Here is a 22,234-nt window from a genome sequence, read left to right as displayed (position 1 = left end):
TTTTTATAATCATTTAAGAATTTGAGCATACATTTTGAATATATCTTTAAAATTTACTATATTGGTAAAAGTATATTAAAAGTTCTCGGATTCATAAAATTAGAGGGGAAGCATTTCCCTCTTTTTATTTTTAATCGATAGGCTAAAGAGAAAGAAGTGGAGAAGTTGAAGAAGCAACAAATTTACATCATTTTATTTTGTATTATGGTGGTATGGGGATTTAATGTTATTGCTACAAAAGTTCTAGTAGAAAACTTTATGCCTGTTACGATGACAGCAATTCGTGTATTTACTGCTGGGGTAAGTGTTTTTGTTATTTTATTTTTAATTAAAAAAGTTCGATTGCTTACTAAGAAGGAATTTGGGTATGTTTTTCCTGCGATGCTTTTAAATGTAGTCGCACATCATTATTTTTTATCGATTGGTCTTTCTCAAACTTCAGCATCAAACGGGGGCCTAATACTCGGGATGGGGCCACTTTTAACAGCCTTACTGTCAGTTTTCTTTTTAGGTAGTGTAATGACCTTTGTTAGAATTTTAGGCGTTTTATTTGGATTTGCAGGAGTTGCTTTTATTGTTTTCCAAAGTGGTGGCGGGTTTCATGGAGTGTCACATGGAGATTTTTATGTGTTTTTAGCAATTTTAGCTCAAGCTTCAAGCTTTGTGTTAATTAAAAAAGCTTCTAAAACTTTAGACCCAAGATTAATGACTGGATACATGCTAGTAATGGGATCGATCATTTTATTTGGAATCAGTCAAATACTTGAGCCAGGTGGATTGGCAAGTATGGTACATCATTCTGCTGGAATTTGGGCGGTATTTTTTGCATCTGCAGTTGTTGCTACAGCTATGGGGCATATGCTATATAACTTTGCACTTGGCAAGGTTGGTACAACAGAGGCAGCAATATTTTTAAATCTAAATCCATTTTTTTCTCTAATTGGAGCGGTATTATTTTTAGGAGAAAAAATCGTTTTAACACAAGTTGTTGGCTTTATTTTAATTTTAATCGGTGTGCTGTTCGGTTCAGGGGTTTACGAAGATCTATCCCGTAAAATTAAAAGGGATAATCAATTTCAAGCTTAATTCAATATGATTACTTCAGACAATTACCTAAAGGTGATTGTCTTTTTTATTTTGTCTAGGAAAATGATATATAATCTTCAGCATTTCATGAAAAAAAACTTGCTATTTAGGGCATATTAAAGAGTATTCATACTATTTGGAAGGACCTCTTGATTATGACAACAATCGATCCTAGCTCTCAGTCGTTAAATTCAGAAATAAATGAATCAGAAATTCCTAGTTGGTTTTTAAAACTAAATAAGCTTAAAGCTAATTTTAATCATATTGAAAATGAATCGCAGTTTTACGAACAGTTTTTAACTTTCCTAACTAATGAAGAAACAGCGCTAGAGCTGCAATATAAAAATTTAAAGCATATTGAAAAATTGGAGAGAGAAATCCAATTATTAGAAGAGCGTTATTCGAAAGTAATGCAATCAAAGCTTGGAAAAATAATTCGATTTTATTGGAAGTTAAAAAGATGGGCTATAAGAAAGATAAAAGGTAGGTGAGTTATTTTTGAACAAGTTTGAAATTCAACAAAGACTAGAAGAAATTGAAAAAATGAAAATCGAAATATACCAACGAATGAATAGAGAAATCCCTGAGGACTCTAACTTTTCAAAATATCATTTCAAAAAGTTAGTAAATGGTATTAGCGTAATTGTCCCAACATATAAAGGCGAAAAGGTTATAACTAAGTGCATTGAATCATTAAAAGAACAAACCCTTTCATCAAAATATTTCGAAGTCATCTTTATTATTAACGGAGAAAAGGATCAAACGGAAGAGATTTTGATGCAATTTATAAAAGAGCAAAGTATAAATCACTTCAAAATTCTTTATTCAGAAGTAGCTAGTGTTTCGGCGGCAAGAAATATGGGGATTCAAGAAGCATCTAAAAAATATATTACTTTCTTAGATGATGACGATTATATTTCTACTAATTATCTTGAGAAACTGTTTAATCACGCTGATGAAGATTCAGTAGTGATTACACAAGTTGTCGATGTGGATCTAAATGGAAACATGAACCCCAATAACCCTATTAACTCCCAAATTAAAAAAGCGCTGGATAATAAACTTTATACTTATAATGACTTGAATAGTGTTTTAACTATGAACGCTTGTAAACTGATACCAACAAAGAATGTAAAAACCCAACACTATTCTGTCGGATTAAAAAGTGGAGAAGATGTAGTATTTTTTACTAAATTATTTACTTCACATTACTTTCATCTTAAAGTTGTTCCGTTAGAAGAGCATGCAATTTATTATCGAGTTTTAAGAGATAACTCGGTTTCTAGACGTGAAAATTCATTTGAGTTTAGTGTAATTGAGCGTCTTCAAGTAATGAAACATCTTGATATTTTACTTGGAGAAACAAATAGTCCTACAATTCAACAATTCATTAAAGGGAAAATACACGCTCAATATGGATTTATAGATCGGTATATAAACAATAGCAATGAATTGAGAGAAAAAGTAACTGAAGAAGTAAATAAACACCGTTTTGTCTATTTCCCTTATTTTAAACTATACAATGGTGAGGCACGTTCTTTAATAATTTCTTATTGTTTTCCACCATATGTTGATACAAGTGGCACTGTGATGGCTAAGCGTATTATCGAAAATAATGAAGTAGTGGACGTCATTTATAATGATATGTCAAAGGTAAGGGAAACTGATTATCGTCAAAATGCAATGGTGGATGGGTTTATTCTTAATAGAATGGAAATATCATCTGCTAGTAGTTTTAAACAATGGAAATCAATGAAAGATTTTATAAAAAAATCTCTAAAGGAAATTAAATTTAAAGAAAAAAGAAATGGTACATATCATAAAGTTTATAGCCGAGCACTTTGGCCAGCTTCACACTTTTTGGCATTTGAATATAAACTAAAAAATCCAAAAGTAAGATGGGTTGCAGAGTTCTCTGATCCGATCCTTTTGGATATTCAAGGAAATGAGCGTAAGTCTGCAATTATTGATTTAGGGTTTTATAAAAAGGTTAATGCCCTTTTAAAGAAAAATAATTTCCCACTAGCGTTTAATAATAATATGTTTTTTTGGTGTGAATATATTGCTTATGCATTTGCAGATGAAATTGTGTTTACAAATGAAAATCAGATGAAATACATGTCCGATATGTTCCCGTTGCAAGAAATGAAAGAGGTCATTTTAAATAAAGCAAGGATTAGTAATCAACCGACATTACCGAAGCAATATTATCACGTTAAGGCAAGTAAATATGGAATTGATTCAAGTAAAGTAAACCTAGGTTACTTTGGTACATTTTATCAAACGAGAAAATTAAATGAATTAATAGAAGGGCTTAAAATAACGAAGCCTGAATTAAGAGATAAAATTAAACTTCATATTTTTACTTCTGATCCAAAGGCTCTAGCAAATGAATTATCAGGAGAGACAATTGAACAAAATATTAAAGTTAATCCGTACGTTAACTTTTTAGAGTTTTTGAATTTTACAACTAAATTTGATTGTCTAGTCGTAAACGATGCATTCACGAAAGATTATAAAGATATTAATCCTTATTTACCGTCGAAATTGAGCGATTATAAAGGTAGTGGGAATAATATTTGGGGGATTTTTGAAAAAGGTAGTATATTAAGTAGATTTGATACGAAATACAAATCAGAAATTGGTGATACAGAAGGAGCCGCTAAAGTTTTTGAATCTTTAGTTATGGAGAAAATCATTCAACAAATCAACCAATTTGATGAAGAATTACCAAATGAGAAATTAAATTAAAACCGACGATATTTTTTATGAAGCTACTTCTAAATTGAGAGTAGCGATTAATTATAAAGGGTAGATGTTTAATGGTTAAAAAAAGCTTTCATTTTCTAGGACCAATTCTTATAGGGTTGGTCTGTAGTTATTTACTTGTTATCTGGTCTCATAATTATTTGTGGAAAAACGATGTAAAACTTTATCAGAATTGGATGCTAACAGATACTTTAAAATGGAACTTTTTGATTGTATCAGTTATTGTTTCCATCATTGTGATCGGTCTGTTTGCCCTTGGCTATAACGTTTGGTGGATTTTAGTGACGATTGTCGGGGCATTAGGAATATTCTCTTATGCACTATCGGAAAAAATAAAATATACTGGAGAGCCATTTCATCCAAGTGATTTACTTTTTCTGCGTGATCCAATCGTCTTTATTCAATTTTCAAAACTTCCTTTTATTCTAAAATGGAGTGGCCTATTTACAATTATAGCTTTTCTAGGTTTAGGCACTTATTTTGCATATAAAAAATGGAGAAATGCTTCTAAAAGGAAAAATGCTTTCCGCTTCCTATTAATCGTATCACTAGGCGTGTTTTTTTCATTTGGGACTAAAGAAGGGTATGCCTATTTTGTTAAATATTCAAATGTACAATATATTCCTTGGAATTACGAAACTAGCGTAGAAAGATATGGTATGTATCCAACATTTTTAGTTACGTATATAAACAGTAAAAAGGAAGAGCCTAAGCTAGCTCCTAATGTAAAAGATGGAATTATTAAAGAGTTAAAATCAACGAAACCACTAACGAAGCCTGCACAATTACCGGATATTTTAGTGATCCAAAGTGAGGCTTATAATACTTTTGATGGTACGAAATTAACATGGAATACCGATCCAAATGCACCCCTTCGTTCAATAAATGAAGGGATTCATGGTACTTTAATCAGTAACACATTTGGAGGCCGAACAGCTAATGAGGAATTTGAGATCTTAACTAGCCTAAAATTAAAACGGAAATTGGAAGAGCGTACTCCATATCAAGAAGGAAAAATGGGAAATAGAGAAATGCCTAGTCTCGTTCAGGATGTTAGAAAATTAGGTATGGATCCAATTGCGCTGCATCCTTTTAAAACATCCTTTTTTAACAGAAAAGAAGTTTATCCTCATTTAGGGTTTAATCAGTTCTTGTCTGAAAAAGATTTAACGTCATGTGAAAAATTTGGTTCTTATATATCTGACGACTGTAGCTCCAAAAAAGCATTATCCTTAATTAATAAAAAAGGGAGTCAGTTTGTTTTCTTTGTGACAATGCAAAACCACTTTGATTGGCATAAAGGTCGCTTTCCGGAAGAAAATATTAAAGTAAGTGGAGTTCCAATGGATGACGCGTTAAAAGAAAAAGTGGGAAGCTATGCAAGCGGTATTTATAAAAGTGGAAATTCGCTTGTCTCAGTATGGCAGGAAATCAAAAAACGTAAAAATCCTACAATCGTCCTTTTTTACGGTGACCATCGTCCAACATTTGGTGATAAAAAAGAAACTTACGAGCAGTGGGGAGCGCCGATAGAGAAGAGCGAAGAAGAAGATTGGTATAATGAAACTCCTATGTGGATATGGAGTAATGACAAAAATACAATGGACAAGATTAAGAATTATTCAAAGCCATTTTTACAAAATGGTAATCTTACATTAGAATCATATGAAATTGGACCACTTCTAATGAAGATTCTTACGAATAACCAGATTGAACAATCTTGGTATGATTGGGTACTTAAAAATCACTCAAATGATGTTTGGGATTGGATCATTTATGATCGAGTATTTGGTGAAGGTATTACTTTTAATAATAGCATTCATCAATAAAATAGTATCCGAAAAATCCATTTTTTGACTTTATACAGAAAGGGCCAAAACGGTCCTTTTTTTTTGTGATAATAAATTGGCATTATACTGATTTACAAGTGATTCTTTAGGATTTTAAAAAGAATTTTACATAAAATGGTTCGTTTGGAAATATATACAAAATACGAATCATACTTTGGTAAAAAAATCAAATAATATATTTATTTTTTAACAAATAATGAGTTTTTTTGTAGTATAATCTTCTGGTTGACAGTTTAATAGATTGTCAGATTAGGAGGAACTATGAAAAAATTAAGTGCAATATTCTTAGCAGCCATTATGTTATTTTCTACTACTATTCATTCATTTGCAGAAGTAAATAAAGAAATTTATTTAACGAAGAGAAGTCAAGTGTCAAATGATTCAGCAGCTATTGCTGATCGCATCTTAGGGGGAGAATTGTATGTTTCTCCAACCTATTCTTTTTATAAAACGACTAAAAAGATTACTTGGAAGGAGGATCCCTTTCATAGTACAACATGGCGTTTGTATTATCAAAGCCTAGATACTTTAAGTTTTTTAACAAATGCATATGAAAAAACGAATGATACAAAGTATTTATTATACGCTTTAAATTTAATCAAGTCATTTTGGAGTGTAAATTCGAATCCGGCTAAACCATCGGATTACTATACATATAATGCACATACTATTGCGAATCGCACGAATAATTTAATGTATTTTTATCATTATTATGCAAATTCATCAGTAGCAACCCAAACAAATGAAGACTACATAAAGAATATACTTCGATTACATGGCAGCTTGTTAAATAGCTCTAAGTATTATGATACAAAAACAAACTATGGTTATTTTCAAGATCGTGCCCTTATTCAATTTGCGGCCTATTTCCCTGAAGAAGCAACGAGTTCAACATGGAGAGTAAATGCACTAAATCGAACGAAGGCTCATATAAAAAAGGATTTCACGGTAGATGGTCTTCATAAAGAACATAGTCCACAATATTTTGACGTTGTTATGACTTTGATTGGGGATATAAATAAGATTGCAAATGATCGTGATTTGACGAATCTTTTACTAAAAGCACAAAATGCATTTGCGAAGCTTGTTTTATCAGACTTTTCGGTTCCTAGATTAGGTGATACAGACTTTCGTTATTTACCAAAGCCGAGTCAATATTCAGTATTAGATCCTGAATTCGAATATGTAATTACAAAAGGAAAAAGTGGTGTACAACCACCATTAGTAAGTAATATATCTAACGCAGTTGCAGTTGTTAGGGATGGTTGGGGAGTAAATACTTCATCATTATTATTTACAGCTAGTAATTTTAGTACCTCGCATAAACATGCTGATGATTTATCATTTATCTATTCTCAAAATGGTAAGGAAATCTTTACCGATGGGGGTAAATATAATTACAATACAAGTGATCCTTATCAAAAGTACTTAAGAACAACATTTGCTCATAATGTAGTTACGATTGATGGAAAGTCATATCCAATTTCAGTTAGCAATGTTGGAAAATCGAAAATGACGAATTTTATTGATAGCCCAGAAAGTGTCATTATTACAGGAGAACATACAATTTATAGCGGTGTTCGAGTTTATCGTACAATCGTGTACTTAAAGGAGAACAAAGTAACACTCATTCAAGATGAAATTCTTTCAAATACTAGTCATAAAACAGAACAAATTTTTAATATTGGTCAAGGAATCGAGAATTCAAAAATTGATCCAAGTTCTTTTTTACTGAATCAATCGATTATGTTCAAACAGCATACCCCTTCTAGCGTAAAAGAGTATTTTGGTCAGAAGACACCAATTAGAGGATTTGCTTCTACAGTATTTAATAGCATTTATCCTATTAAACAATTAGATTTTCAATCTAGTGGAAAAAATATTCAATATTTTACAAGTATAAGTAATAATGCTAATTCTGTGATGAATTTTTCATTAAATGAAGATACATACAAAATAGACATGTCGGATGGAACATCATTTAATGTGATAAAACCACTAGGCACACCATATGTTTATAATGTCTCTGATCAAGACAAAGTATTGAAAGGATTCACACAAGGTGGAGCATTAATAAGTGTAATGGATGGAACAAAGCAGATTGCAAGTGGACAAGCTGATCTTACTGGTAATTTTACGATTAGTTTACCACTTCAAAAAGCGGGCAAAAAGCTAAATATTGTTGTAACTAGTAAAAATAAGCAATATAAGAATTCTGCGGTTACTGTGGTGCTGGATAAAACACCACCTAATACGCCTACAGTAAAAACTGCTTCTAGTAAAACAAAAATAATTAGTGGAACAACTGAAAAATCCATCAGCATATTAGCTAAAAACGGTAGTACATCATATACAACTACATCTGATAAATATGGAAATTATCAACTGAAAATTCTTGCTTTGAAAAAAGGAATCACTATATCGGTATCGGCAAAGGATAGTGCAGGAAATATAAGTAAAGCAAAGCTAGTTAAAGTGAGTTAGTTTCACGAAAGAACAGTCATAATATTATTCAAGACAATTTACCATCACGGTGAATTGTCTTTTTTTTATTAAAAGAAACAGCTATCTCATTACAATCAGATGGATCTATAAAATTCACTTTTTATTTTTTTTTACATAAATTGGGTGTTCTTGAAAAAAATACAAAAAGGGATATTTATACTTTAGGAGGTTTGAAATGAGGAAACTAGTTTTCTTAAAGGGTCCGTTAATTTTTTGGATCGTTTTTATGAGCATTTTCTGTAATGTTCAACTCAATAATGTACAAGCTTTTACAAGCCAAGTGTTACAAATGGGTGCTACTGGAGAGGATGTTATTGAATTACAGTCTCGCTTAAAATACAACGGTTATTACACTAGTAAAGTAGATGGTGTCTTTGGATATAACACATACTGGGCCGTAAGAAACTTTCAAAACAACTTTGGGATGCCAGTTGATGGAATTGTAGGTGCAAAAACAAAAGCAATGCTAGTAAAGGCTACAAAATATGAAAGCTCCGGAAATACAGGTAATTCTGGATCAAATGTACCAAATGGTTATTCGCAAAATGATATTCAGCTAATGGCAAATGCAGTTTATGGAGAATCGCGTGGCGAACCGTATATCGGTCAAGTGGCTGTTGCAGCAGTTATTTTGAATCGCGTAAGTAATTCTTCATTTCCAAATACAGTTTCAGGTGTCATTTTTGAACCAGGTGCCTTCACTGCAGTATCTGATGGACAAATCTATTTAACACCAAATGAGACTGCAAAAAATGCAGTTTTAGATGCGGTAAATGGATGGGATCCAAGCGAAAATGCTCTATATTATTTTAATCCTGACACAGCGACTAGTGCTTGGATTTGGAGCCGACCGCAAATTAAGCAAATTGGTAGACATATATTTTGCCGATAAGAAAGGAGTGTTTGTGTGATTAAAGAAGCTGCAATAGGCGTTTTAGCAGTAGGAATTTTAGGAACTTCATATTGGGGTTATACAGAGCATAAAGCTAAAAACGAAATTAAAGTTCAGGCAGAAAACAATTATCAACGTGCATTCCATGAATTGACTTATGAATTAGATTTATTACACGATAAAATTGGTGACACTTTGGCAATGAAGTCAAAGTCATCCATCTCACCAGCCCTCATTGAAGTATGGGGTATTACTTCACAAGCGCATTCTAATGTAGGACAGCTACCACTGCGACTTTTACCAATTAATAATACAGAAGAGTTTCTAACCGATATAGGTGATTTTAGTTATCGAACTGCAGTAAGAGATTTGGATAAAGAACCATTGACTGAAAACGAATACGCAAAGCTACAAAAATTATATGAGAACTCAGCTGATATACAAGGTGAGATTCGAAAAGTGCAGCATATGGTTTTTGAAAATAAACTGCTTTGGATGGATGTTGAACTCGCTTATGCAAAGGATCAAAATCCAAAAAATAACGCAATTATTGACGGATTTAAAACAGTCGAAAAGAATGTAATGACCTATTCGGATGCAAATACAGATCCTTCACTGACTGATTTTAAAGTAAATCGGTCAAACCTAGCGAATGTAAAGGGTGAAAAAGTAACAAAAGAACAAGCAATCGACATAGCCAAGAAATTTCTAGAATTAAATAGTACTGCACAAATAAAAGCTCAACTCACAGGCGAGAAATTAAAAGATCGATACTATACTTTAGAGATTAGGGAACCAAAAACAAATAGTGAAATTTATATGGATATTACTGAAAAGGGAGGCTATCCTGTTTGGGTAATTGATAGCCGAGCTATAAAACCACAAAAAGTCGACTTGAATCAAGCTTCAATTAATGGCCTTAAATTTTTAGAAAGAAATAAATTCTCAAATATGGAGCTTACCGAAAGCTCACAATATGATACTGTCGGTGTATTTACTTATGTTTCAAAGCAGGATGGTGTCAGAATATATCCTGAATCCGTTACGATGAAGATAGCACTTGATGACGGAAGTATTGTTGGATTTTCATCAAGAAATTATTTATCAGCATTTGCGAAAAGAACGATTCCAAAGCCAAAAATATCAGTTGAACAGGCGCGAAATAATATCAGTTCAAATATAAAAATAATGGAAGAGCGCAAAGCGATTATTTTAAATAAATTAAATCAAGAAGTGCTCTGCTATGAATTTGTTGGAATTAGAGGGAATGATACATATCAAGTATTTATTAATGCAGATACTGGTATGGAAGAGCAGATTAAAAAGCTAAATGTTCTTGTTGAGAACTATGACTGATTTAAGCAGTTGTCTGAAGTTCTCAGTAAGAGCCTTAAGTATAAGACTTATATCATTTAGAATGGAAATTTATAATTGACAATTTTAGTAAGGTACCTTATTATCTACCTTAATAAGGTACCTTACTTTTTTGAATGAAGTTATAATTTTTCAAAATACTATTTGGAGGAACTAGTATGAGCGAACTAAATGAGAATGATCTAATTGAACAATTTTTTAGACTTGAAAATCAACTTCGAAAATATTTAATTATTAAATCAAGAGAAAGCGGAGTATTACGCAACAAGCTTTTAGGTCAGGGACGTATATTGAGTTTACTAAAATTAAAACCAAAAACGACGCAAAAAGAACTTTCTTATTTATTAGATATGAGACCGCAATCCTTGGGTGAGCTGCTAGGTAAACTTGAAAAGAAAGGGTATCTTACTCGTGAACCATTAGAAAATGATCGTCGTATATTGTCCATTCAGCTAACAGAAGCAGGATTAGAAGCAGCGAATGAAAACGAAAAACAACAAGATAAATTGCATGTTTTTGATATTCTTTCAGATGAAGAAAAATTTAGTTTTTCCGAGATCACTTTAAAGTTACTAGATGCATTAGAACAAGAATTGTCACAAAACGATGGTGAATATCGAAGAGTCAGAAGTCATGATGAAAGTGAGTTTGTTCAACGACTTCGTGGATCTAGAGATGAACATCCTCTTCGTAGATTTAAGCGTGAACATAGTCTTAGAAGCGCTAGACACGAACACGAATCAAGAGAATTTGAATCTGGCCAAGACCAAAGAGGATTTGAACAAGAACATGACCAAAGAGGTGTTGGACCAGGACATGGCCGAGATGGATTTAGAACGGGACGCGATCCACGTGGTTTTGGGCCAGGTGAATCCCCTCGCGGATATGGACCAGGTTTAGACCCACGTGAATTTAGACCACATGAAGACTCGCGTGGCTATGGGCGAGAACAAGCCCAACGCGTATTGAGACCCGAACATGACCCACATAATTACGAATTTAATCAAAGCAGTATGGAAAAAAATTCACTGGATCATGACGATAAAAACTCATAATAAGTAAAAGGAAATGGCTTTGTTATCTAGCCATTTTTTTTGTTCTTGAATAAGGCAAAGGCGGGAAGATGGAGAAGAGTAGTTGAAAAAGCCGAGGTGCAAATAAGAACGATAAACGTGCAAATACATTTGTGAAAGGTGCAAATAAGTAATCAGGAACTGCAAATAAAGGTCGAAGTGCAAATAAAAAGAGCGAATCTGCAAACAAAATTAGCAAAACTGCAATTAAAAATAGCAAAACTGCAAATAAATTTCCTAGAATCCGATATTAGATAAGATAGTACCTATACTGGTAAGGGTATCCGACCTTAATAATTGTACAAAAGTAGATGCACTAAAATGGAAAATCATTAAATTGCTCTAATTCTTTCTAAAACGACTAAAAAAATGAAGAAATCTACTAAATATCCATAAATTTGAACTATAAAATCAAATCAAACTGAAAAACCTTTCTAAGATACCCTCCCATTTTCCTTCTAGACAAGCAAAGCGCAACAATTTTCTCGAGCGGGGCTACCTATCTGACAATTAAACTGACTTTTAATTTCTTTTTTTCTAACTTCCTATAGCCAACCACATCCAGCTTCCTTTACATGGAAAAATACTATTGACTAATTGGTCAGTTGATTTTTTAACAGTCTAAGAAAATGGTTTAGTGATCTAACCATTTCTTTTTTTATGAATAGTAGTTTTCGCATTTCTAGTTCAAAACACTAGTCAGTTTATTACGAATATGAGACTTTAGTTTTGATATCTGATCATCATAATCTTGTTAATTGAGTTTAGTAAGACAATCTACCCAAAGCATGAGTAGTGCTTAATTTGAAGCGACTTTACATGTAAAAATCTATGGTTTCGATCAGTAAAAAAATTTTTTTATATTTGTCCTATTGTCCAAAATGGTGAATATATATTTCTTGAGATTAAAATTTTAGGGGAGAGAGGTAAGTTCGTAAGGTCTGCTTGTTAGTAGAAGTTTAATTGTGTTGTAAGCGTTTTCTTTAGAGAGAAGGGGGGATTTAATGAACATTTTATTATGTTGTGCTGCCGGTATGTCTACAAGTTTATTAGTTACAAAAATGGAAGCTGCTGCAAAGTCTGAAGGGATCGAAGCAAGGATTTGGGCAGTAAGTGCGAATGATGTTAAAAATCATCTTGATCAAGCAGACGTATTACTCGTAGGTCCCCAGGTAAGGTATCTACTCCCACAATTAAAGAAAGAAGGTTCACAAAAAGGAATTCCGGTTGATGCGATAAATCCTGTTCATTACGGGATGTGTAAAGGAGCAGAGGTCCTGAAATTTGCAATCGATTTAATAGGTTCATAATTTCATATAGGGGTGATTTGTAATGGCCAACTTTACTCAGATGTTGGAAGAGAAAGTAATGCCTGTTGCTGGTAAAATTGCGGGTCAACGACACTTGCAAGCATTACGTGATGGAATTATTTTAACGCTGCCTCTTATCATTGTCGGTTCTATTTTCTTAATTTTAGGCTTCTTACCTTTTGACAGTTATCCGGAATTTATGGCAAAAACGTTTGGTGCTGCTTGGCAAACAAAGCTGCTCTATCCGGTAAGTGCTTCGTTTGATATTATGGCGCTTATTGCAGGATTTGGTATCGCTTATCGACTTGCTGAACATTACAAAGTAGATGCATTGAATGCTGGTTCGATTTCAATTGCTTCGTTTATTTTATCAACACCATACTTTACAATGTTTACTCCTACTGGTGCAACTGCAGCAATCAAAGTAGGTGGAGTACTACCTATGGCGTTTTTAGGAAGTAAGGGTCTGTTTGTTGCTATCATTATTGCTTTATTCTCAACCGAAATTTATAGATGGGTAATTCAAAAGAATTTTGTCATTAAGATGCCGGATGGTGTACCACCAAGTGTAAGTAAGTCATTCGTCGCATTATTTCCAGCTTTTTTAGTTATTCTTTGCGTATGGATTATTCGTTTATTAATTGAACACACACACTACCAAACTTTACACAATGTTGTAGGTGATTTATTACAAGATCCACTTAGTAAACTTGGTGGATCATTAGCAGGTGCCTTAATAGCGGTATTATTAATTCAATTATTATGGTCAGTTGGTTTACATGGTGCGGCAATTGTTGGTGGCGTAATGGGTCCAGTATGGTTGGCATCAACTGATGCAAACCGTATGGCTTTACAAGCACACCATGCAATGCCAAACGTTGTTACACAACAATTCTTTGATATCTTCGTCTATATGGGCGGTTCTGGTGCAACTATTTGTTTTGCACTTATGATGCTACTATTTGCAAAGAGTCAGCATGCAAAGCAATTGGGAAGACTATCGATCGGTCCTGGTATCTTTAATATTAATGAACCAATTACTTTCGGGGCGCCAGTAGTAATGAACCCATTACTTCTAGTTCCATTTATTTTGACTCCATTAGTTCTTGTTGTAACCACATATATAGGAATGAAGACCGGTTTTGCACCAAAAACTCACGGTATTGCCATTCCTTGGACGACTCCACCAATTATCGGCGGTTGGCTTGCAACTGGAGGTGACTGGAGAGGATCTGCAATGCAATTGATTAACCTAGTTATTGCATTCTTAATCTACTTCCCGTTCTTCAGAATGTGGGATAAACAAAACTTAAAAACTGAAAATAGTTCTACTAACTAAAAGGTCTTTCCCCAGACTGTTTACAAAATCAGTCTGGGTATCTTATTTATTATATTTTGTAAACACACTGGAAGCTTGCCCTGTGGCAGGCTCTTGGTATTGTTTTCTTCAAATCTATTAAAGGGTGTGATTCTAGTGACAAAGGAAGAGTTGTACAACCTATCTTTTCAACTAATATTGCATAGTGGAAATGCTAGGAGTCTAGCAATGGAGGCGATTTATACAGCTAAGGAGAAAAATTTTGATTTAGCGTTTGAAAAGCTTTCAGAGGCAGATCGTGAATTTAGTCATGCACATCGTTTTCAAACTCAATTGATTCAGGCAGAGGCTGGAGGAGAGGATTTTGATACTCCAATCCTATTAATCCATGCCCAAGATCATTTAATGACAGCAATGACGTTAAAGGATTTAGCGAGGGAAATTATTGAGCTACGGCAAGAAGTTAACAACAAATAAAAGGAGGTTTACATAGTAATGAGTAAAACAATTAAAATTACGACAATTGGTGGAGGTTCTAGTTATACTCCAGAGCTAGTAGAAGGATTTATTAAGCGGTACAACGAGCTTCCATTACGAGAGCTATGGCTTGTAGATATTGAGGAAGGTAAGGAAAAATTAGAAATCGTTGGCCAATTAGCAAAGCGAATGTTTCAAAAGGCGGGTCTTCCTGTAGAAGTTCACTTGACGCTTGATCGTCGAGAAGCGCTTAAAGATGCTGATTTTGTAACAACTCAATTCCGCGTTGGTTTATTAGATGCAAGGGCAAAGGATGAAAGAATTCCTTTAAAATACGGAGTACTTGGCCAAGAAACAAACGGACCAGGCGGTTTATTTAAAGGTTTAAGGACAATACCCATTATTTTAGATATTGTGAAGGATATGAAGGAGCTTTGTCCTAATGCCTGGTTAGTTAATTTTACAAATCCTGCAGGCATGGTTACTGAGGCAGTTCTTCGTTATACTGACCATCGAAAAGTTGTTGGTTTATGTAATGTTCCGATTGGAATGGAAATGGGAATTGCTAAATTATTAAACGTTGAGCATTCTCGTGTACGAATTGATTTTGCTGGATTAAATCATATGGTTTATGGATTAGATGTATTTGTTGATGGAGAAAGTGTAAAAGATCAAGTCATTGAACTTTTAACGAATCCGGAAAATTCTAGCTTTGTTAAAAATATTCAAGGCTATGGCTGGGAACCTGAGTTTCTTCGTGCGCTAAATGCACTACCTTGTCCATATCATAATTATTATTATAAAACTCGGGATATGGTTGAAAAAGATATTAAAAATGCTGAAACTGTCGGTACACGTGCTGAAGTTGTTAAAAAATTGGAAGACGATCTTTTTGAACTTTATAAAGATCCAAATCTATCAATTAAACCGCCACAGCTTGAAAAACGCGGGGGAGCATATTATAGTGATGCTGCTGTTCGTTTAATTTCTTCTATTTATAATGATAAAGGTGATATACAACCAGTTAACACAATGAATAATGGATCGATTGCTAGTATTCCAAATGACTCAGCAGTTGAGGTTAGTTGTGTCATTACTAAGGATGGTCCAAAGCCAATCGTAATGGGAGATTTACCTGTTTCTGTAAGAGGTCTTGTACAACAAATCAAATCATTTGAAAGAGTGGCATGTGAAGCAGCAGTCACTGGTGATTATGACTTAGCAATTCTAGCATTAACGATTAATCCTTTAGTCGCATCAGATAAAGTGGCCAAACAAATTGTTGATGAAATGCTAGAAGCTCATAAGAAACACTTACCTCAATTTTTTAAAGAGGTGAATGTCAATTGATAAAATTAATTGTTAACGCAGATGACTTTGGCTATTCAAGAGGGATTAATTATGGAATAATTGATGCGCACAAAAATGGAATTGTTAATTCAGCGACGATGATGATGAATATGCCTGGTGTAAGTCACGCAGTTGAGCTGGCTAAAGAAAACCCTGGGCTTCAAGTTGGGATCCATCTTGTTTTAACTTGTGGAAAACCTCTTTTACATGATGTTCCAACGCTTGTTAATGAAGAAGGAAATTTTAAAAGTAGGAGTGAATTCTTCGAGCATAAAAATATCTCCCTAGAAGAATTAGAAAGAGAATGGACTAAACAAATTGAAACATTCCTAGAATCAGGACTAAAACCAACACATTTTGATAGCCATCATCATGTTCATTCCATTCCTGAATTCTTACCAGTCGTACAGAAGTTATCGAAAAAATATAATTTAAGTGTAAGACGTATTTCGGAAAATGCCTTACATGGGGTAACCCCATTCACTGATGTTTTTCTTCACGGTTTTTATGGAGAAGGTGTAACTGAAGATTATTTTGAAAAGGTGTTAACTCATGTTCAAGATGGTCAATCAGTTGAAGTAATGTGTCACCCAGGTTATCTAGATCATGAAATTTTAAACAATTCCTCATATGCTAAAGATCGTGTAAAAGAAACGCTAGTTTTAACGGCTGTCAAATTACCTAAAGAAATTGTTTTATTATAATATAAAGTACTAAATAGTTTAATTGATTAGCATAAAGACCATCTTTTGGTGGGATTTATGCTTTTTTATTTCTATAATTTTATTAATTAGCGTTTTATAATCTTGGGAAAAAATGTAAGATGAAAAAAGGATAGATATACATTATAATGAATATTAACAATATTAAAATAATATTTAAGGAAAATACTTATGAAAATAGGAAAAATCATTAATTACCATCGTAAAAAACACCAGATGACACAAGAACAATTATGTGATGGGATATGTTCCGTTTCTCATTTGAGTAAAATTGAGAATAACACAAAAGAAGTTAATATTGAAACTTTAAACCTACTATGCTTGAAATTAGGTATTTCAGTTGAAGATGAAAAAAATAAAGTAAATCGTTTAAAAATTAAACTACAAGAGTTTTATGATGCAATTGAACGATTACACCATAAAAAGGCAGATACTCTCTATTTAGAACTATCTAAATATAAGGAGTATGTCCAATATACGGAAATGCTATATGTATATGAATTATATATGTTAAGGTATATTTTGTTTTTAAATCAGCTAGATTTAGCAGAGAAATTAATTAATAATATAATGAAAAGCACGAGAATGTTTTCTGAATATGAATTATTTGTTTGGAATGTATTAAATGCAATTTTTAATCATAAAAAGGGTAACTATCAAAAAGCTTTAGAGTTACTAGATGAAGTAAATGATTTGAGAAAGCTTTATCGTGATGAAATTACAGAATATTATTATTTAAAATCCTTAATGCACTGTCAATTAGGACAATCTGCATTAGCGATCTATTTTGGTAATAAGGCCCTTGAAGTGTTTAAAAAAAGGAATAATATTATTAGAACATTAGATGTGAAAACAATTTTATCCATTCATTTAACTGAAACTGGTGAATACGAAAGAGCTGAAAATCTACTAAAAGAAATACTAGATGATGCGGAATTAATTCAAAACACAACAAATGTTGAAATGGCTTGGCATAATTTAGGGTATTTGTATGGTACTCAAAACCTTTCTGAAAAAGCGTTGGAGTGTTATTATAAATCACTTCCATTAATTGAGAAATATACTGAAGGGTATTATCTTACTATAGGAAATATTGCTAATCATTTACTAAAGCTACAAAAAAATGAACAAGTAATAGATCTATTAGAGCATGAACTAGAACTATTTAAAGATACAACAAGAGTAGAGTATGTGAAGTTAAAAGTACTATATTACGAAGCAAAAAGTGAAAAAGAGACATTAATTCACTATTTAATGAACGACGGCATTCCAATAATGGAGAAGCATGGTAATCGAATGAAGATACATGAATATAGTGAGCGAGTTGCTGAATATCAACAAGAGCAAGGCGACTTACTTTTAGCTAGTAAATATTTAAAAATTAGCTTGAAACAAATGAAAAAGACACATAATATGGGAGTTCTCAGATGAAAAAAATGATTAAAGTTATTAGCCTTTCTCTAATTATCGCAGTGCTTACGAATACTGGGATTCATACGATTCAAAATCAGCATTTATCAAACAATGCATCATATGTAGCTGCAAATACGACTGATGATGATCCAAAACCACCTGGAAGCTGATTTAGGTTACTAGAGTGAACCACAAGGAATAATTTCCTTGTGGTTTTTTATTTTACTTATAACGATATGAATGGGTTGTGTTGATTTATCAACGGATGTTAGTAATATATCAACGAGTTTTGATGATATATCAACAGGTCTTGCTAATATATCAACGAGCTCTACCAATATAACAACCAAGTTCACAACTTTATCGTTATTGTTCAAATACTGTTCGCGTTTTTCATTCCTATGTCCAGACAAAAAGGGAAGTCTCAAATGATAACGAGACTTCCCAATTTTATTTATAAACTAACTGGTTTATTTGTATCCTTTTGATTGCGTTGTTTTTTAGATTTTCTAAAGTAAAGTAACTCGTATATAACTGGGATTACAATTAGTGTTAATAATGTTGAAACAGTTAATCCGCCAATTACTACTACTGCAAGGCTTTGAGATACGAGGCTACCAGTTTCAGCTTTTTTGAATAATAGTGGAAGCATTGCGCATATCGTAGCGACTGCAGTCATTAGTATTGGTCGAATTCGTGTGACGGCAGCGTCAACAATTGCTTCACGAAGTATCATTTGTTTTTCTTTTTGTTTTACGCGGTCTAGTAATACGATTGCGTTTGTCACGACAATTCCGATTAACATCAGTGCCCCTAATAAGGCAGTGGGTTCAACAGATATGCGACTAATGATTAATCCAAGTACAGCTCCAATTGCAGCTAAAGGTAAAGAACATAGGATCGCAATTGGTGCACGGAATGTTTTAAATGTGATAATCATGATTAGGAATACTAATCCAATTGAAACGAGCATGATCATATATAAATCTGAGAAATCTTGTGATTGCTGTGCAAGTGCACCACCAATATATACATTTACACCATCAGCGAGTTTCATTCCTTTTGATTTTTTGTCACCGAATATAACTTTATTTAAATCTGCATTAATTTTTGAAAGTTTATCAGGTTTTACTTCGGCTGTAATACTTAAATACGGATCACCGTCTTTATGATATAGATTAGTAGGCTTTTCATCTACCTTTAATGCGGCAATTGATGATACTGGAACCATCCCTGTTTTCGTCATTATTGGGATTGATTTAAGATCCTCTGGGGTTTTAGGATTCAAAATTGGTTCAAGATAAACATCAGTCGGTTGCTGATCGATTGTAACTGAGCCAAGTGGAGTTCGATTCAACATAACAAATAACTGTTGTGATAACTGCTCTGCATTACCTTTTGAAGGATCAACCTCTAATGAATAAACAGTCTTTTTATCTTCTTCATTTGTTGTTACTTTTTTAATTCCATCAATATTTTTTATTTTATCTTTAATATTGCTAGCAGTGGCTTCTAAGTTATTTAAATTATTACCGATAATATCAATTGTAATTTGAGTTTGTGCACCGCCAAATAAACTAGATGCCATCGTATTTAATTCGGCATCGGCATAGTTAGATTTTTGTGTATTGATTTGTTTTACAATCTTGTCAGTAAGCTTTTTATCGTCAAGTGTAATTAAAAAGATTGCTTGCGTAGAAGAGCGAACATCTCCATATTTCGCAGCATCAGCCGTACTTCCCAATTGAGTATACACACCTTTTATGCCTTTTTGATTTAAAATGTAATTTTCTAATTTAAGAGTGTTTTCTTTTACTTTTTCAACTGGGGTATCACTAGGATACGTTAAAGTTGTTTGAACAAAGTCTGAAGATGAATTATCGGTCGCACCTTTTGGCATTGCGAAGTAAGTACCGATTGAGCCGACAAATAATAAAAATGAAACAACTACAATGACCCATTTATGATTTAATGACCAAGTAAGAATTTTTTTGTAACGCACTGATGGGTTGTGAGCTTTTAATTTAGCCTTTTTAAGGAAGAATGCACTTAGTAATGGTACGACAGTTAGTGCTACAAATAATGATGCTAATAAAGAGTAAGTAATTGTTAAAGCAAATGGAAGCATGAAGTCTTTAAGACCAGTGCTAATGACTCCGATTGGTAAAAATACCGCAACAGTCGTTAAAGTAGAGGCTGTAATTGCACTACCAACTTCTTTTGTTGCATCAATAATCATTTGAACTGAAAATTTTTCTGATTGAGTTTTTCTAAAAATATTCTCGATTACTACGATACTATCATCAACTAATCGACCTACTGCAACGGCTACTCCACCGAGCGTTAAAACATTCAGTGTAATCCCTGATTGAGCAAGTAAAAATAATGTTAAACATAGCGATAAAGGAATTGAAACAATTGTGATTAGCGTCGAGCGCACATTTCTTAAGAATAGCATGATCACAATTGTAGCAAATAAAGCACCAAGTAAAACCTCTTTAATCATTGCATGTACAGAAGCCTTAACCATATCTGATGTTGCGACCATGACATCTGAATTCATATTTTTATATTTTTTGTTTAAGTGTTTAGTAGCATCTCTAATATCCTTTGTAATACTCACTGCATTGGAATTACTATCCTTCGTTACGATTAATAATAATCCGTCTTTTCCATTGATTCTTGTTAGATTGTTTGAAGGCTTTTGCACTTCAACTGTTGCGATATCAGCTAATTTAACATTTTCTGAGACCATAAGATTTTTTACTTTATCGATATTATCTAAATTCCCAACAACTTTTATATTACTAGTTTTATCATTTATGATTCCTTCGCCAACTGATACGGCAGAATTTTGGCCACGAATGATCCCCATGATTGTTTCTAGTGATATTTTATTTTGTGCGAGCTTCGCATTATCAACTTTTACAGAAACAAAAGATTTTTCCGTTCCGTAAGTTTGAACGTCTGCTACACCTTTAATGTCTTTAAAATATGGAATAATTTTTTTGTTTGCGAAATCAATATTATTCGGACTTAAGCCGTCCTCGAACGTGATTGCAACATCTGCGATTGGAATCATTGAAGTGTTTAATTGAACGATTGTAGGTTTACTAACATTTTGAGGCAGTGTGAGATTACTTAAAGATTCTTGGACTTCTTGCTTAGCGTCCTTCATATTTGTTCCGGATTCATAATAGACATCGACTTTTGAAAAACCATTACTTGTACTTGAATAAATATGACTTTTACCTTTTACACCAGAGACAGCATTTTCGATTGGAGTTGTTACTTGATCCTCCATTGTTTTTGAATCAGTACCTTGGCCCATAACAATGACTGAGACGATTGGTTGGTCTGCAGCAGGTAGAAATTCCATTGGAAGCTTATTATAGCTGAGCACCCCAATTAACAAGATGAGAACGGATAGAAAGGTAATGGCGGCTTTATTATTAAAGGCCCATTTTGTAAACCAAGACATCAAACTTTTCCCCCTTTTATGGTAAAAATATCCAGTAACACACAAGTTGAATCGTAACATACTAAACTTGAAAATTAAATACATTTTATTTAGAATTTACAAAAAAATTAAAAGCATAATTCGACAATACAGAAGATAAAAGAGGTAAATGAACAAGTACATACTTTACTAAAATATGAGACAATTTGTCTTTTATACTTGTTTGATGATTTATGTAGATGATTTTAAAACTCAGTTTTATCAATTTCGTTGATGTTCCTAACTAACCAAGCGAATGGATAGTATAAAGAGTCCCCGAGATTATAGTTGAACGATTAACGAAAAAGAGCCATCATTGATAAAAGTTAAACGGAATTATTAAGCAAAGCTACTAGCTATCAATGGTGAATATAATGAACAGGTGAAAAAATGTTAAAATGAAATATTTGCCGTACGGGAGAAATATGAGGAGAAAATCTCAAAATTAATAAGATTAGTTGGATAATAAGGAAAAATAGAAAGCTATTAAAAAGCTGCCACTAAAATGGCAGCTTTTATTATTACTTTTTTAGACGATCGATTCAATTGTAGATTTAAATAAAACACAACTAGCTCTTGAAGTGCACCCCAAATGT

General features: G+C 33.0%; 16 protein-coding genes. 15 read left to right on the top strand and 1 reads right to left on the bottom strand.

The genetic code is table 11. The annotated features are described in order from the left end of the window. Positions 1–156: 156 nt before the first annotated feature. The 15 genes from CN601_RS09155 (at position 157) to CN601_RS26910 (ending at position 18,309) form a co-directional block, all read left to right on the top strand. Positions 157–1,086 (top strand): DMT family transporter, encoded by a 930-nt coding sequence (locus tag CN601_RS09155; protein WP_306659818.1) that lies wholly within the window; start codon positions 157–159, stop codon positions 1,084–1,086. A gap of 155 nt (positions 1,087–1,241) precedes the next feature. Beyond that, the gene (locus CN601_RS09150; RefSeq protein ID WP_098170855.1) at positions 1,242–1,577 is read left to right on the top strand and encodes a hypothetical protein; all 336 of its coding nucleotides are present in this window, start codon (positions 1,242–1,244) and stop codon (positions 1,575–1,577) included. A gap of 7 nt (positions 1,578–1,584) precedes the next feature. Continuing rightward, positions 1,585–3,837 carry a glycosyltransferase gene (locus tag CN601_RS09145; RefSeq protein WP_098170854.1) on the top strand — a complete coding sequence of 751 codons (2,253 nt, stop codon included), beginning with the start codon at positions 1,585–1,587 and terminating at the stop codon, positions 3,835–3,837. Between the two features lie 71 nt (positions 3,838–3,908). Then, positions 3,909–5,684, top strand: coding sequence for an LTA synthase family protein (locus CN601_RS09140; RefSeq protein ID WP_098170853.1), 1,776 nt, complete (start codon positions 3,909–3,911; stop codon positions 5,682–5,684). Between the two features lie 282 nt (positions 5,685–5,966). Beyond that, entirely contained in the window at positions 5,967–8,189 is a 2,223-nt protein-coding gene (locus CN601_RS09135; RefSeq protein WP_098170852.1) for a heparinase II/III family protein, read from the top strand. 196 nt (positions 8,190–8,385) lie between these two features. Continuing rightward, a complete protein-coding gene (sleB, locus tag CN601_RS09130) occupies positions 8,386–9,102 on the top strand; it encodes a spore cortex-lytic enzyme (protein ID WP_098170851.1) in 717 nt (238 codons plus the stop codon). A gap of 15 nt (positions 9,103–9,117) precedes the next feature. Next, the gene (ypeB, locus tag CN601_RS09125; protein WP_098170850.1) at positions 9,118–10,458 is read left to right on the top strand and encodes a germination protein YpeB; all 1,341 of its coding nucleotides are present in this window, start codon (positions 9,118–9,120) and stop codon (positions 10,456–10,458) included. Positions 10,459–10,634: 176 nt separating this feature from the next. Beyond that, positions 10,635–11,531 (top strand): MarR family winged helix-turn-helix transcriptional regulator, encoded by an 897-nt coding sequence (locus tag CN601_RS09120; protein ID WP_098170849.1) that lies wholly within the window; start codon positions 10,635–10,637, stop codon positions 11,529–11,531. A gap of 1,022 nt (positions 11,532–12,553) precedes the next feature. Continuing rightward, positions 12,554–12,859 carry a PTS sugar transporter subunit IIB gene (locus CN601_RS09115; RefSeq protein WP_098119347.1) on the top strand — a complete coding sequence of 102 codons (306 nt, stop codon included), beginning with the start codon at positions 12,554–12,556 and terminating at the stop codon, positions 12,857–12,859. Positions 12,860–12,881: 22 nt separating this feature from the next. After that, positions 12,882–14,198, top strand: coding sequence for a PTS cellobiose transporter subunit IIC (gene celB / locus CN601_RS09110; RefSeq protein WP_098119346.1), 1,317 nt, complete (start codon positions 12,882–12,884; stop codon positions 14,196–14,198). Positions 14,199–14,333: 135 nt separating this feature from the next. Beyond that, positions 14,334–14,654, top strand: coding sequence for a PTS sugar transporter subunit IIA (locus tag CN601_RS09105; protein ID WP_098119345.1), 321 nt, complete (start codon positions 14,334–14,336; stop codon positions 14,652–14,654). 18 nt (positions 14,655–14,672) lie between these two features. Continuing rightward, entirely contained in the window at positions 14,673–16,004 is a 1,332-nt protein-coding gene (locus CN601_RS09100; protein WP_098170848.1) for a 6-phospho-beta-glucosidase, read from the top strand. Then, positions 16,001–16,708: a chitin disaccharide deacetylase gene (chbG, locus tag CN601_RS09095; RefSeq protein ID WP_098119343.1), complete on the top strand. Its 708-nt coding sequence runs from the start codon at positions 16,001–16,003 to the stop codon at positions 16,706–16,708. Before CN601_RS09100 ends, chbG begins: the two co-directional genes overlap by 4 nt. 189 nt (positions 16,709–16,897) lie before the next feature. Continuing rightward, positions 16,898–18,157 carry a helix-turn-helix domain-containing protein gene (locus CN601_RS09090; protein WP_098119342.1) on the top strand — a complete coding sequence of 420 codons (1,260 nt, stop codon included), beginning with the start codon at positions 16,898–16,900 and terminating at the stop codon, positions 18,155–18,157. Beyond that, positions 18,154–18,309, top strand: a complete 156-nt coding sequence (locus CN601_RS26910) for a hypothetical protein (protein WP_179865502.1) — start codon at positions 18,154–18,156, stop codon at positions 18,307–18,309. The genes CN601_RS09090 and CN601_RS26910 overlap by 4 nt, the downstream gene beginning before the upstream one ends. Positions 18,310–18,593: 284 nt before the next feature. Here the strand turns inward: CN601_RS26910 and CN601_RS09080 are convergent, their stop codons facing one another. Next, a complete protein-coding gene (locus tag CN601_RS09080; RefSeq protein ID WP_098170846.1) occupies positions 18,594–21,620 on the bottom strand; it encodes an efflux RND transporter permease subunit in 3,027 nt (1,008 codons plus the stop codon). Between the last annotated feature and the right edge of the window lie 614 nt (positions 21,621–22,234).

This window comes from Bacillus sp. AFS017336, from assembly GCF_002555445.1.
Classification (GTDB): domain Bacteria; phylum Bacillota; class Bacilli; order Bacillales; family Bacillaceae_G; genus Gottfriedia.
This window is presented reverse-complemented; position numbering and strand designations above follow the sequence as displayed.